4 protein-coding genes, 6 rRNA genes and 1 riboswitch are annotated in these 15,894 nt (G+C 44.9%); all 10 genes read right to left on the bottom strand.

Annotated features, from left to right (window positions below):
* Positions 1 to 107: ribosomal RNA gene (gene rrf, locus JFU23_RS17150) — 5S ribosomal RNA — on the bottom strand; the annotation flags it as partial.
* 50 nt (positions 108 to 157) lie between these two features.
* A 23S ribosomal RNA gene (locus JFU23_RS17145) occupies positions 158 to 3,079 on the bottom strand.
* A 146-nt stretch (positions 3,080 to 3,225) separates the two neighbouring features.
* Positions 3,226 to 4,777, bottom strand: a 16S ribosomal RNA gene (locus JFU23_RS17140).
* A 443-nt stretch (positions 4,778 to 5,220) separates the two neighbouring features.
* Positions 5,221 to 5,949 (bottom strand): DsbA family oxidoreductase, encoded by a 729-nt coding sequence (locus JFU23_RS17135; protein ID WP_201032351.1) that lies wholly within the window; start codon positions 5,947 to 5,949, stop codon positions 5,221 to 5,223.
* A gap of 861 nt (positions 5,950 to 6,810) precedes the next feature.
* A 5S ribosomal RNA gene (gene rrf, locus JFU23_RS17130) occupies positions 6,811 to 6,926 on the bottom strand.
* A 49-nt stretch (positions 6,927 to 6,975) separates the two neighbouring features.
* Positions 6,976 to 9,897, bottom strand: a 23S ribosomal RNA gene (locus JFU23_RS17125).
* Between the two features lie 146 nt (positions 9,898 to 10,043).
* Positions 10,044 to 11,595, bottom strand: a 16S ribosomal RNA gene (locus JFU23_RS17120).
* Between the two features lie 294 nt (positions 11,596 to 11,889).
* On the bottom strand, positions 11,890 to 13,395 hold the full coding sequence (locus tag JFU23_RS17115; protein ID WP_201032350.1) for a sensor histidine kinase: 1,506 nt from the start codon (positions 13,393 to 13,395) through the stop codon (positions 11,890 to 11,892).
* On the bottom strand, positions 13,379 to 14,080 hold the full coding sequence (locus tag JFU23_RS17110; protein ID WP_002029454.1) for a response regulator transcription factor: 702 nt from the start codon (positions 14,078 to 14,080) through the stop codon (positions 13,379 to 13,381). Before JFU23_RS17110 ends, JFU23_RS17115 begins: the two co-directional genes overlap by 17 nt.
* A gap of 145 nt (positions 14,081 to 14,225) precedes the next feature.
* The gene (locus JFU23_RS17105; protein WP_002091603.1) at positions 14,226 to 15,551 is read right to left on the bottom strand and encodes an NCS2 family permease; all 1,326 of its coding nucleotides are present in this window, start codon (positions 15,549 to 15,551) and stop codon (positions 14,226 to 14,228) included.
* Between the two features lie 128 nt (positions 15,552 to 15,679).
* Positions 15,680 to 15,781: riboswitch (purine riboswitch) on the bottom strand.
* Positions 15,782 to 15,894 lie beyond the last annotated feature (113 nt).

Raw genomic sequence — 15,894 nt, 5'->3', positions numbered from 1 at the left:
CGTCCTACTCTCACAGGGACAAGGTCCCAACTACCATCGGCGCTAGAGAGCTTAACTTCCGTGTTCGGTATGGGAACGGGTGTGACCTCTCTGCCATCATCACCAAACTGATGAAGGTATATTCCTTCAAAACTAGATAACATTTGCTTCATATTATATGGTTAAGTCCTCGATCTATTAGTATTCGTCAGCTCCACATGTCACCATGCTTCCACCTCGAACCTATCAACCTGATCATCTTTCAGGGATCTTACTAGCTTACGCTATGGGAAATCTCATCTTGAGGGGGGCTTCATGCTTAGATGCTTTCAGCACTTATCCCTTCCGCACATAGCTACCCAGCTATGCCCTTGGCAGAACAACTGGTACACCAGCGGTGCGTCCATCCCGGTCCTCTCGTACTAAGGACAGCTCCTCTCAAATTTCCTGCGCCCACGACGGATAGGGACCGAACTGTCTCACGACGTTCTGAACCCAGCTCGCGTACCGCTTTAATGGGCGAACAGCCCAACCCTTGGGACCGACTACAGCCCCAGGATGCGATGAGCCGACATCGAGGTGCCAAACCTCCCCGTCGATGTGGACTCTTGGGGGAGATAAGCCTGTTATCCCCGGGGTAGCTTTTATCCGTTGAGCGATGGCCCTTCCATGCGGAACCACCGGATCACTAAGCCCGACTTTCGTCCCTGCTCGACTTGTAGGTCTCGCAGTCAAGCTCCCTTATGCCTTTGCACTCTACGAATGATTTCCAACCATTCTGAGGGAACCTTTGGGCGCCTCCGTTACACTTTAGGAGGCGACCGCCCCAGTCAAACTGCCCACCTGACACTGTCTCCCGGGTCGATGAGACCCGTAGGTTAGAATTTCAATACAGTCAGGGCGGTATCCCACCAGCGCCTCCACCGAAGCTAGCGCTCCGGTTTCAATGGCTCCCGCCTATCCTGTACAAACTGTACCAAAATTCAATATCAGGCTACAGTAAAGCTCCACGGGGTCTTTCCGTCCTGTCGCGGGTAACCTGCATCTTCACAGGTACTATAATTTCACCGAGTCTCTGGTTGAGACAGTGCCCAAATCGTTACACCTTTCGTGCGGGTCGGAACTTACCCGACAAGGAATTTCGCTACCTTAGGACCGTTATAGTTACGGCCGCCGTTTACTGGGGCTTCAGTTCAGAGCTTCGCTTACGCTAACCCCTCTCCTTAACCTTCCAGCACCGGGCAGGTGTCAGCCCCTATACTTCGCCTTACGGCTTCGCAGAGACCTGTGTTTTTGCTAAACAGTCGCTTGGGCCTATTCACTGCGGCTTTCCGTTAAGAAAGCACCCCTTCTCCCGAAGTTACGGGGTCATTTTGCCGAGTTCCTTAACCAGAGTTCTCTCGCACACCTTAGGATTCTCTCCTCGCCTACCTGTGTCGGTTTGCGGTACAGGCACCTTTTATCTCGCTAGAAGCTTTTCTTGGCAGCGGGGAATCAAAGACTTCGCTCCATAAGGAGCTTCCCCATCACAGCTCAGCCTTCACGATAAGCGGATTTGCCTACTTATCAGCCTAACTGCTTGGACGTGCACAACCAATCGCACGCTTCTTCTATCCTTCTGCGTCCCTCCATTGCTCAAACGATAAAGAGGTGGTACAGGAATATCAACCTGTTGTCCATCGCCTACGCCTGTCGGCCTCGGCTTAGGTCCTGACTAACCCTGAGCGGACGAGCCTTCCTCAGGAAACCTTAGGCATTCGGTGGACGGGATTCTCACCCGTCTTTCGCTACTCATACCGGCATTCTCACTTCTAAGCGCTCCACCAGTCCTTCCGGTCTGACTTCACTGCACTTAGAACGCTCCCCTACCACTGATACCATTGGTATCAATTCGCAGCTTCGGTGGTGTATTTAGCCCCGGTACATTTTCGGCGCAGAGTCACTCGACTAGTGAGCTATTACGCACTCTTTAAATGGTGGCTGCTTCTGAGCCAACATCCTAGTTGTCTAAGCAACTCCACATCCTTTTCCACTTAATACACACTTTGGGACCTTAGCTGGCGATCTGGGCTGTTTCCCTCTTGACTACGGATCTTATCACTCGCAGTCTGACTCCTAAGGATAAGTCATTGGCATTCGGAGTTTGACTGAATTCGGTAATCCGATGAGGACCCCTAGTTCAATCAGTGCTCTACCTCCAAGACTCTTACACTTAAGGCTAGCCCTAAAGCTATTTCGGGGAGAACCAGCTATCTCCAGGTTCGATTGGAATTTCTCCGCTACCCACACCTCATCCCCGCACTTTTCAACGTGCGTGGGTTCGGGCCTCCATTCAGTGTTACCTGAACTTCACCCTGGACATGGGTAGATCACCTGGTTTCGGGTCTACGACCACGTACTAAACGCCCTATTCAGACTCGCTTTCGCTGCGGCTCCGCCTCTTCAGCTTAACCTCGCACGGGATCGTAACTCGCCGGTTCATTCTACAAAAGGCACGCCATCACCCATTAACGGGCTCTGACTATTTGTAGGCACACGGTTTCAGGATCTCTTTCACTCCCCTTCCGGGGTGCTTTTCACCTTTCCCTCACGGTACTGGTTCACTATCGATCACTAGGGAGTATTTAGCCTTGGGAGATGGTCCTCCCAGATTCCGACGGAATTTCACGTGTTCCGCCGTACTCAGGATACATTCAAGAGAGAACGAAGTTTCGACTACGGGGTTATTACCCTCTGTGACGGACCTTTCCAGGTCGCTTCGTCTACCTCGTTCCTTTGTAACTCCGTATAGAATGTCCTACAACCCCAAGAGGCAAGCCTCTTGGTTTGGGCTAGATTCCGTTTCGCTCGCCGCTACTCAGGAAATCGCATTTGCTTTCTCTTCCTCCAGGTACTTAGATGTTTCAGTTCCCTGGGTCTGTCTTCCATACCCTATGTATTCAGGTAAGGATACCATACCATTACGTATAGTGGGTTTCCCCATTCGGAAATCTTCGGATCAAAGCTTACTTACAGCTCCCCGAAGCATATCGGCGTTAGTCCCGTCCTTCATCGACTCCTAGTGTCAAGGCATCCACCGTGCGCCCTTTCTAACTTAACCAAACTAAAATTAAAAAAATATGAGCTACACTGTTATCTAGTTTTCAAAGAACATACATTTAAACTTGAGAGATAGTTCTCTCAAAACTGAACGAAACAAAACAAGTCAACGTTTATTGATGAACTGCGTTCATCAATTCTCCATAGAAAGGAGGTGATCCAGCCGCACCTTCCGATACGGCTACCTTGTTACGACTTCACCCCAATCATCTGTCCCACCTTAGGCGGCTGGCTCCATAAAGGTTACCCCACCGACTTCGGGTGTTACAAACTCTCGTGGTGTGACGGGCGGTGTGTACAAGGCCCGGGAACGTATTCACCGCGGCATGCTGATCCGCGATTACTAGCGATTCCAGCTTCATGTAGGCGAGTTGCAGCCTACAATCCGAACTGAGAACGGTTTTATGAGATTAGCTCCACCTCGCGGTCTTGCAGCTCTTTGTACCGTCCATTGTAGCACGTGTGTAGCCCAGGTCATAAGGGGCATGATGATTTGACGTCATCCCCACCTTCCTCCGGTTTGTCACCGGCAGTCACCTTAGAGTGCCCAACTTAATGATGGCAACTAAGATCAAGGGTTGCGCTCGTTGCGGGACTTAACCCAACATCTCACGACACGAGCTGACGACAACCATGCACCACCTGTCACTCTGCTCCCGAAGGAGAAGCTCTATCTCTAGAGTTTTCAGAGGATGTCAAGACCTGGTAAGGTTCTTCGCGTTGCTTCGAATTAAACCACATGCTCCACCGCTTGTGCGGGCCCCCGTCAATTCCTTTGAGTTTCAGCCTTGCGGCCGTACTCCCCAGGCGGAGTGCTTAATGCGTTAACTTCAGCACTAAAGGGCGGAAACCCTCTAACACTTAGCACTCATCGTTTACGGCGTGGACTACCAGGGTATCTAATCCTGTTTGCTCCCCACGCTTTCGCGCCTCAGTGTCAGTTACAGACCAGAAAGTCGCCTTCGCCACTGGTGTTCCTCCATATCTCTACGCATTTCACCGCTACACATGGAATTCCACTTTCCTCTTCTGCACTCAAGTCTCCCAGTTTCCAATGACCCTCCACGGTTGAGCCGTGGGCTTTCACATCAGACTTAAGAAACCACCTGCGCGCGCTTTACGCCCAATAATTCCGGATAACGCTTGCCACCTACGTATTACCGCGGCTGCTGGCACGTAGTTAGCCGTGGCTTTCTGGTTAGGTACCGTCAAGGTGCCAGCTTATTCAACTAGCACTTGTTCTTCCCTAACAACAGAGTTTTACGACCCGAAAGCCTTCATCACTCACGCGGCGTTGCTCCGTCAGACTTTCGTCCATTGCGGAAGATTCCCTACTGCTGCCTCCCGTAGGAGTCTGGGCCGTGTCTCAGTCCCAGTGTGGCCGATCACCCTCTCAGGTCGGCTACGCATCGTCGCCTTGGTGAGCCGTTACCTCACCAACTAGCTAATGCGACGCGGGTCCATCCATAAGTGACAGCCGAAGCCGCCTTTCAATTTCGAACTATGCAGTTCAAAATATTATCCGGTATTAGCCCCGGTTTCCCGGAGTTATCCCAGTCTTATGGGTAGGTTACCCACGTGTTACTCACCCGTCCGCCGCTAACTTCATAAGAGCAAGCTCTTAATCCATTCGCTCGACTTGCATGTATTAGGCACGCCGCCAGCGTTCATCCTGAGCCAGGATCAAACTCTCCAATAAAGTTAGTTTGTCTAGCATCTAAAAATAAAAATTGACGTTCACGTTGTTTGTTTCGTTCAGTTTTCAAAGAACTTGTTTGCCGCTCATTTGCGACTCCCTTATGTTAACATTTTCATATTTCAATGTCAACCAAGTTTTTTTATTTCTTTTGTCGCTTTCTGCGTTGTTGCTATCGGCGACTTGTTCTATATTACACCCATGTATATTAATCGTCAATAGTTTTAAATAAGTTTTTTATAAAAATATGAATTAACTATACCAACAAGCCGTTAGCACAATAATAATACACTTGAATGTAACTCCCCAAAATAAACTAAATACGAATAACCTATAAAAGTCACTGTAGGTTATTCGTATTTAGATGTCATTAATATACATATGACATTTTAAATTTATCCCCTCATTACATTATGCACACCATAATAGAAAGAAAGAATTAAATATTATTCCTTTGAAGGTATCGAGCAGCTACCATCTGCACAATAATCATCTGTTGTACTATTTATTGAAAGATCTTGAAGTTCAGACTTAGGGTTCTCTTCTTCCCACACCTGTTGAAGTGCACCAACAAAGGTTTCAAGTGGTTGTGCACCTGAAATAGCATACTTTTGATTAACAATAAAATAAGGTACCCCTGTAATTTTATATTGTTGAGCAATTGATTCATCAATCCTAACCTCATTGGCATAAGAATTTTTATTATGAATAACATTTAAAGCCTCTTCCCTATCTAGACCGGAAGCTTCAGCAATATTAGCTAGTGTTTCCACATCACTTAAGTTTCTCGATTCAGTGAAATATGCAAAAAGTAGATTTTCTGTAATCTCCTTTTCCTTCCCCTGATCCTTTGCGAATTTCGCCAAACGATGTGCATCAAAAGTATTTGTTGGCTTCATCTCTTCAAAATTGAAACTCAAACCCATACTAGCTGCATGATTGCCTAGTTGTATATTATTACGATCAGCTTCTTCAACACTAATTCCATACTTCGATGCAAGCACTTCATTAATACTCGTTCCAGAGTAGATCGGAGCATTTTGATCTAATTCAAAACTTTTAAACTCAACTTCAACATCTTTCTTATGTGGAAATTGCTCTAAAGCCATTTCTAATCTACGCTTCCCAATATAGCAAAACGGGCATACAAAATCAGACCAAACTTCAATTTTCATATGAACACCTCATTAACATTTATTTTTCAATCATTGTAGCACTGACGTTACGGAATTCAAAAATTTATGCCTCAAGAAGTTACGACTACCAATCAAAGAAGATTTCATACCCATATATACACTTCAATTGTAAATGAGCCCCTTGCTCAACATGCCTATATCTCACTACATATTTAGCCATAATATAGCTGTTCTCATAATAATTGAAAGCACCTGTATCATTTTCATAGATTATGTACTACTTCCCTATACTTAATAACAAAAAACATTCCTCAAAACGCTACTATTATAAGAATAAAAAATTAAACAAGCCCGTCTATATAAAATGCAATTATATAGACGGGCTTGTTTAATAGATTGAGCAAACTGCAAACTCAAAGGAAGCAATTACACAAATCTATATTATTGAAATTATGAACGGAGTTATTTTCAAAAGTATATTAATGAAGAAGATTTAGATGTCCAATCATGAAAAAGAAATATTTACCGGCAGAAACACCTCTAATGTTTATTAGTTAAGGGATATTGTATACAGGATTTTAAGGGGAAATAGCTATATAATTCATAAACCATTAAATCATTTAGAGTATAGAAGCTTCAATTATGCGCCAAGTTTTTTAGAAATTAATTATAAAAGAAGAGAGGTTCCCCTCTTATATTGAAAATATGACCAATAATGATCCTATTACGAAATACATATAGTTTAATGAGCGCTTAATAAAAATAGCGAAAATACTTCGCCTTTATCATGATTCCGTAAATAATTTCCCATCTGGTATGATTTAGCAATATTTCCACCCTTGTTTCTAACGAAACAAATATACAAAAAAACACAAGTCAAAAGACTTGTGTTTTTATCTTGCTTGGCGACGTCCTACTCTCACAGGGACAAGGTCCCAACTACCATCGGCGCTAGAGAGCTTAACTTCCGTGTTCGGTATGGGAACGGGTGTGACCTCTCTGCCATCATCACCAAACTATGAAGGTATATTCCTTCAAAACTAGATAACATTTGCTTCATATTATATGGTTAAGTCCTCGATCTATTAGTATTCGTCAGCTCCACATGTCACCATGCTTCCACCTCGAACCTATCAACCTGATCATCTTTCAGGGATCTTACTAGCTTACGCTATGGGAAATCTCATCTTGAGGGGGGCTTCATGCTTAGATGCTTTCAGCACTTATCCCTTCCGCACATAGCTACCCAGCTATGCCCTTGGCAGAACAACTGGTACACCAGCGGTGCGTCCATCCCGGTCCTCTCGTACTAAGGACAGCTCCTCTCAAATTTCCTGCGCCCACGACGGATAGGGACCGAACTGTCTCACGACGTTCTGAACCCAGCTCGCGTACCGCTTTAATGGGCGAACAGCCCAACCCTTGGGACCGACTACAGCCCCAGGATGCGATGAGCCGACATCGAGGTGCCAAACCTCCCCGTCGATGTGGACTCTTGGGGGAGATAAGCCTGTTATCCCCGGGGTAGCTTTTATCCGTTGAGCGATGGCCCTTCCATGCGGAACCACCGGATCACTAAGCCCGACTTTCGTCCCTGCTCGACTTGTAGGTCTCGCAGTCAAGCTCCCTTATGCCTTTGCACTCTACGAATGATTTCCAACCATTCTGAGGGAACCTTTGGGCGCCTCCGTTACACTTTAGGAGGCGACCGCCCCAGTCAAACTGCCCACCTGACACTGTCTCCCGGGTCGATGAGACCCGTAGGTTAGAATTTCAATACAGTCAGGGCGGTATCCCACCAGCGCCTCCACCGAAGCTAGCGCTCCGGTTTCAATGGCTCCCGCCTATCCTGTACAAACTGTACCAAAATTCAATATCAGGCTACAGTAAAGCTCCACGGGGTCTTTCCGTCCTGTCGCGGGTAACCTGCATCTTCACAGGTACTATAATTTCACCGAGTCTCTGGTTGAGACAGTGCCCAAATCGTTACACCTTTCGTGCGGGTCGGAACTTACCCGACAAGGAATTTCGCTACCTTAGGACCGTTATAGTTACGGCCGCCGTTTACTGGGGCTTCAGTTCAGAGCTTCGCTTACGCTAACCCCTCTCCTTAACCTTCCAGCACCGGGCAGGTGTCAGCCCCTATACTTCGCCTTACGGCTTCGCAGAGACCTGTGTTTTTGCTAAACAGTCGCTTGGGCCTATTCACTGCGGCTTTCCGTTAAGAAAGCACCCCTTCTCCCGAAGTTACGGGGTCATTTTGCCGAGTTCCTTAACCAGAGTTCTCTCGCACACCTTAGGATTCTCTCCTCGCCTACCTGTGTCGGTTTGCGGTACAGGCACCTTTTATCTCGCTAGAAGCTTTTCTTGGCAGCGGGGAATCAAAGACTTCGCTCCATAAGGAGCTTCCCCATCACAGCTCAGCCTTCACGATAAGCGGATTTGCCTACTTATCAGCCTAACTGCTTGGACGTGCACAACCAATCGCACGCTTCTTCTATCCTTCTGCGTCCCTCCATTGCTCAAACGATAAAGAGGTGGTACAGGAATATCAACCTGTTGTCCATCGCCTACGCCTGTCGGCCTCGGCTTAGGTCCTGACTAACCCTGAGCGGACGAGCCTTCCTCAGGAAACCTTAGGCATTCGGTGGACGGGATTCTCACCCGTCTTTCGCTACTCATACCGGCATTCTCACTTCTAAGCGCTCCACCAGTCCTTCCGGTCTGACTTCACTGCACTTAGAACGCTCCCCTACCACTGATACCATTGGTATCAATTCGCAGCTTCGGTGGTGTATTTAGCCCCGGTACATTTTCGGCGCAGAGTCACTCGACTAGTGAGCTATTACGCACTCTTTAAATGGTGGCTGCTTCTGAGCCAACATCCTAGTTGTCTAAGCAACTCCACATCCTTTTCCACTTAATACACACTTTGGGACCTTAGCTGGCGATCTGGGCTGTTTCCCTCTTGACTACGGATCTTATCACTCGCAGTCTGACTCCTAAGGATAAGTCATTGGCATTCGGAGTTTGACTGAATTCGGTAATCCGATGAGGACCCCTAGTTCAATCAGTGCTCTACCTCCAAGACTCTTACACTTAAGGCTAGCCCTAAAGCTATTTCGGGGAGAACCAGCTATCTCCAGGTTCGATTGGAATTTCTCCGCTACCCACACCTCATCCCCGCACTTTTCAACGTGCGTGGGTTCGGGCCTCCATTCAGTGTTACCTGAACTTCACCCTGGACATGGGTAGATCACCTGGTTTCGGGTCTACGACCACGTACTAAACGCCCTATTCAGACTCGCTTTCGCTGCGGCTCCGCCTCTTCAGCTTAACCTCGCACGGGATCGTAACTCGCCGGTTCATTCTACAAAAGGCACGCCATCACCCATTAACGGGCTCTGACTATTTGTAGGCACACGGTTTCAGGATCTCTTTCACTCCCCTTCCGGGGTGCTTTTCACCTTTCCCTCACGGTACTGGTTCACTATCGATCACTAGGGAGTATTTAGCCTTGGGAGATGGTCCTCCCAGATTCCGACGGAATTTCACGTGTTCCGCCGTACTCAGGATACATTCAAGAGAGAACGAAGTTTCGACTACGGGGTTATTACCCTCTGTGACGGACCTTTCCAGGTCGCTTCGTCTACCTCGTTCCTTTGTAACTCCGTATAGAATGTCCTACAACCCCAAGAGGCAAGCCTCTTGGTTTGGGCTAGATTCCGTTTCGCTCGCCGCTACTCAGGAAATCGCATTTGCTTTCTCTTCCTCCAGGTACTTAGATGTTTCAGTTCCCTGGGTCTGTCTTCCATACCCTATGTATTCAGGTAAGGATACCATACCATTACGTATAGTGGGTTTCCCCATTCGGAAATCTTCGGATCAAAGCTTACTTACAGCTCCCCGAAGCATATCGGCGTTAGTCCCGTCCTTCATCGACTCCTAGTGTCAAGGCATCCACCGTGCGCCCTTTCTAACTTAACCAAACTAAAATTAAAAAAATATGAGCTACACTGTTATCTAGTTTTCAAAGAACATACATTTAAACTTGAGAGATAGTTCTCTCAAAACTGAACGAAACAAAACAAGTCAACGTTTATTGATGAACTGCGTTCATCAATTCTCCATAGAAAGGAGGTGATCCAGCCGCACCTTCCGATACGGCTACCTTGTTACGACTTCACCCCAATCATCTGTCCCACCTTAGGCGGCTGGCTCCATAAAGGTTACCCCACCGACTTCGGGTGTTACAAACTCTCGTGGTGTGACGGGCGGTGTGTACAAGGCCCGGGAACGTATTCACCGCGGCATGCTGATCCGCGATTACTAGCGATTCCAGCTTCATGTAGGCGAGTTGCAGCCTACAATCCGAACTGAGAACGGTTTTATGAGATTAGCTCCACCTCGCGGTCTTGCAGCTCTTTGTACCGTCCATTGTAGCACGTGTGTAGCCCAGGTCATAAGGGGCATGATGATTTGACGTCATCCCCACCTTCCTCCGGTTTGTCACCGGCAGTCACCTTAGAGTGCCCAACTTAATGATGGCAACTAAGATCAAGGGTTGCGCTCGTTGCGGGACTTAACCCAACATCTCACGACACGAGCTGACGACAACCATGCACCACCTGTCACTCTGCTCCCGAAGGAGAAGCTCTATCTCTAGAGTTTTCAGAGGATGTCAAGACCTGGTAAGGTTCTTCGCGTTGCTTCGAATTAAACCACATGCTCCACCGCTTGTGCGGGCCCCCGTCAATTCCTTTGAGTTTCAGCCTTGCGGCCGTACTCCCCAGGCGGAGTGCTTAATGCGTTAACTTCAGCACTAAAGGGCGGAAACCCTCTAACACTTAGCACTCATCGTTTACGGCGTGGACTACCAGGGTATCTAATCCTGTTTGCTCCCCACGCTTTCGCGCCTCAGTGTCAGTTACAGACCAGAAAGTCGCCTTCGCCACTGGTGTTCCTCCATATCTCTACGCATTTCACCGCTACACATGGAATTCCACTTTCCTCTTCTGCACTCAAGTCTCCCAGTTTCCAATGACCCTCCACGGTTGAGCCGTGGGCTTTCACATCAGACTTAAGAAACCACCTGCGCGCGCTTTACGCCCAATAATTCCGGATAACGCTTGCCACCTACGTATTACCGCGGCTGCTGGCACGTAGTTAGCCGTGGCTTTCTGGTTAGGTACCGTCAAGGTGCCAGCTTATTCAACTAGCACTTGTTCTTCCCTAACAACAGAGTTTTACGACCCGAAAGCCTTCATCACTCACGCGGCGTTGCTCCGTCAGACTTTCGTCCATTGCGGAAGATTCCCTACTGCTGCCTCCCGTAGGAGTCTGGGCCGTGTCTCAGTCCCAGTGTGGCCGATCACCCTCTCAGGTCGGCTACGCATCGTTGCCTTGGTGAGCCGTTACCTCACCAACTAGCTAATGCGACGCGGGTCCATCCATAAGTGACAGCCGAAGCCGCCTTTCAATTTCGAACTATGCAGTTCAAAATATTATCCGGTATTAGCCCCGGTTTCCCGGAGTTATCCCAGTCTTACGGGTAGGTTACCCACGTGTTACTCACCCGTCCGCCGCTAACTTCATAAGAGCAAGCTCTTAATCCATTCGCTCGACTTGCATGTATTAGGCACGCCGCCAGCGTTCATCCTGAGCCAGGATCAAACTCTCCAATAAAGTTAGTTTGTCTAGCATCTAAAAATAAAAATTGACGTTCACGTTGTTTGTTTCGTTCAGTTTTCAAAGAACTTGTTTGTCGCTCATTTGCGACTCCCTTATGTTAACATCTTCGTTAGTTAATGTCAACTAAGTTTTTTATTTCGTTTGTCGCTTTCTGCGTTGTTGCTATCGGCGACTTGTTTTATATTACACCTCTAAACTCTAATCGTCAATATGTTTTTCTAAAAAAATATAAAAAGGCTTATTCCTTTTAAAATAAGCCTTTTTATCCTATAACATTCTATTCATTTATTATTTTTCTATAATTGGTAATGAAACGATGAACTGAACGATCCCGTCCTCATACTCAGCTTGAATACTACCACCTTGCAACTCAACAATACTTTTCGCAATAGCTAATCCGAGCCCCGAACCTTCTGTTACTCTACTTCTAGATTGATCTTTCTTATAAAACCGTTCAAACAAGTTCCCTAACTCTTCTCTCGTAAACTCTTCACTATGATTCGCAATAACAATTTGTATATTCCTGCGCTGCCTTTGAAGAGAAACTTTTATCTCTCCGTCATCTTTACTATACTTAATTGCATTCATTAGTAAGTTGTCGAATACACGGACCATCTTTTCCGAATCAATCATCGCATATGCACGTTCCTCAGGAAACTTCTTAACAAACATAAGGCCATGCTCTTCTGCTTGCGGTACTAACTCTTCTATTAATTGCTCCAATAACTCATTTATACAAACCTCTTGTTTTTCCAATATAACTTGCTCATTTGTTAACTTCGTATACTCAAATAAATCTTCTATTAAATTCTTTAACTGCTCCGACTTCGCAAAAGCAATTCTCGTATACTCATCATGTTGTTCTTTACTTTCATATTTAGAATCTCGAAGTAATCGCAAGTAACCCATAATAGAAGTCAGTGGTGTACGCAAATCGTGAGATACATTCGTAATAAGCTCGTTCTTTTGCTTCTCTAATTTACGTTCCTTTTCTATATTATTCATCAGCTCTTCTGCCATATTATTAATATTCTCAGTTAAAGACGCAATCTCGTCCTCACCTTTCTTCTCAATACGATACGCTAAGTTGCCTTTTTCTATTTCCTTTACACCTTGTGCCATCGCTTCAATTTGCTTCATCTTTCTCTTTGTTATATAGAAGAAAGAGAAAATGAATACGAGTACACCTATGAAAAATGGAAACGGCCCTTCTTGCGTATCATATCTCACTGCACCTCCCGGAATCCCACTAACAAACATGTATAAATTCTTATCTTCTATTGTAATAGGTGCAAAAGCTATAAATTCTTTTCTTGTATTTTCAAATGCATCTTGCCCGTTTGAATAATTGATTGCAAATGATGCTGCATTACGAATTGTATTATGCAAATCAATTTGCTCTTCTTGCGCCTGCTTCGTTTTATATAAAACTTTACCGCTCTCGTCAGTGACCAATACTTTTAAAGCTCTAGAGTTTTGTTCTAAATTTTGATTCTCTATTTCAATCATAGTTGATATAGCTTCTAATTTATTTTCATGAACTGAACTATTTGCGACGCTTTGAGCGTGTTGATTAATTTGTTCCATACCAACCCGATAATCGATCGTCGCCTCTCGATTCGCATTCTCAAAAAACGGTGCTGCTGCCTTCGCTGACAAAATCCCTAACAACGCACAAGCAGTAAACGCAGTAATAAGTTGAATTCGTATACTCCGTTTCACACTCTTCACTATCTTTCCAATTAATTCTCGAATTTTCCTAACATAAGTAAATGGATTAAATATCTTTTTCAATCTTATACCCCACTCCCCATACTGTTTTTATATATATTGGCTTCCTTGGATTCTCCTCAATCTTTTCACGCACTTTCCGAATATGAACCATTACCGTGTTATCCGACTGGAAAGATCTTTCGTTCCAAACCTTTTCATAAATTTGTTCCGCACTAAAGACCATCCCCGGATTACGGACTAGTAATTCTAAAATTGAAAATTCCCTTGGGGTGAGTTTCACTTCTTCTCCATCCACAATGACTGTATGAGTGGAGATGTTTATTTTCATCTCTCCAATTTCTAACTCGTCCTCATTTTGAATAGCAAAGCCATTCATTTTCATATAACGACGTAGCTGCGATTTAATTCTTGCGATTAACTCTAACGGATTAAACGGTTTTGCTACATAATCATCTGCACCTGTTGTTAATCCTAAAATTTTATCCATATCTTGCGTTTTTGCCGAAAGCATAATAATCGGCATTTCCTTCGCTTCCCTTACTTTCATACACATATGAATACCATCTACTTTCGGCATCATAATATCTAATACGACTAAGTGCACTTCATTTTCTTCTAATATACGTAACCCTTCTTCTCCGTCCCCTGCTTGCAGTACTTTATATCCTTCGTTCTTTAAATAAATTGTAATAAGGTTCCTAATTTCTTTTTCATCATCTACGACAAGTATTGTTTCCCCGGCCATACTATCTCCCCCATCACTTTTTTAATCCCTAACTTCTATTATAAGAAAACTTCTGAAGAAAAACGCTCGGAAATCCTTAAGATTTTCTGAAGACGCAAAAAAGGTCTAGACTCCCCTCAAGTCTAGACCTTTCAAAAAACCCCTTTTATTTACGAACGTAGATGAAATATAGTACGAATAAAACTCCCATAACATACATAATTGGATGAATCTCTTTACGACGACCACTCACAACCATTGTAATTGGATAGAAGATAAACCCGATTGCAATTCCTGTTGCGATACTATACGTAAGTGGCATTGAAATGATAGTAAAGAACGCTGGCACTGCAATCTCGAATTTCTTCCAATCAATTTCTCCTAAAGATGAAACCATCAAGATTCCTACAATAATTAATGCTGGCGCTGTTACAGCTGGTGTCACAACACTTAATAGTGGTGAGAAGAATAGTGCCAGTAAGAAGAACCCTGCTGTTACAACCGCTGTAAATCCAGAACGTCCTCCTGCTGCTACCCCCGCAGACGATTCAATGTAAGACGTTGTTGTTGATGTACCTAAAATCGCACCAATTACAGTTGCAATCGCATCTGCAAATAACGCTTTACCTGCACGTGGTAATTTATTGTTCTTCATTAATCCCGCTTGATTCGCAACCGCTACAAGCGTACCTGCTGTATCAAAGAAATCGATAAAGAAGAACGTTATAATAACAATCGCCATTTCAACAGTGAAAATGTCTCCAAAGTGAGTTAATGCTACCCCGAACGTTGGTTCTAGACTCGGTATTGCTCCCACTACAGCTTTTGGTGTATCAATTAATCCAGTCGCTACTCCTAAGATCGCCGTAAGGATCATACCGTAGAAAACTGCACCATTTATTTTTTTAATCATGAAAATGATTGTAGTAACAACTCCGAAGATTGCTAATAACGTTGTGCCCTTTGTTAAGTCCCCCAACCCAACAAGAACAGCATCATTCTTTACGATAATTCCAGCGTTTTGGAATCCAAGGAAGGCAATGAATAATCCAATACCCGCCGCTACTGCAAACTTTAACTCTACTGGAATTGCATTAATGATTTTTTCCCGAATACCTGAAGCAGTAAGAATAATAAAGATAATACCTGACATTAATGTTCCAGCAATTGCCGTTTGCCACGGAATTCCCATCGTTAACACCGCTGTATAAGCAAAGAACGCATTTATTCCCATACCTGGCGCTAAAGCAATCGGATACTTCGCAAATATCCCCATGATTAACGAACCAATCGCCGCTGCTAATGCTGTAGCAACGAATACTGCACCTGGATCCATTCCTGTACCTGCCGGTAATCCTTTAACATTTCCAAGTGACAGCGTAGCAGGATTGACAAATAGTACGTAAGCCATAGATAGAAATGTCGTTAAACCTGCTATGAACTCTGTTTTATAATTTGTGCCGAGTTCATCAAACTGAAAATAGCGTTTCATCTTACGTTTCCCCCGTTATATGATTACTCGCCGTATTTCACCCTAGCCCTCTTTTATCTATAAAAATAAAAAAGGCTTCCATTGCATATACATGGAAGCGTTCTATGAATAAAGACAAGTTTCCCCTCATCTTTATCAAAACGCCTCGTAGTCAAGCCATTTACGGTAGCTAGGTAGAAACTTTCGGGCCATATCCCCGATATTATACGACGGCATAATATTCAGTTTTCGTTTGAATTACATACTCATATTAACTCGAGAAGGTGGTTTTGTCAATTTAAAAACGAACATTTTTATAAACTTTTATATTTTCGTTCGTATTAAGGGTAAAAACAAAAAGATC

The sequence above is a fragment of the Bacillus sp. TH50 genome (genome assembly GCF_016650565.1).
GTDB lineage: Bacteria > Bacillota > Bacilli > Bacillales > Bacillaceae_G > Bacillus_A > Bacillus_A mycoides.
Note: the sequence above shows the minus strand (reverse complement) of the source record. Positions and strands in the feature narration are given on the sequence as shown.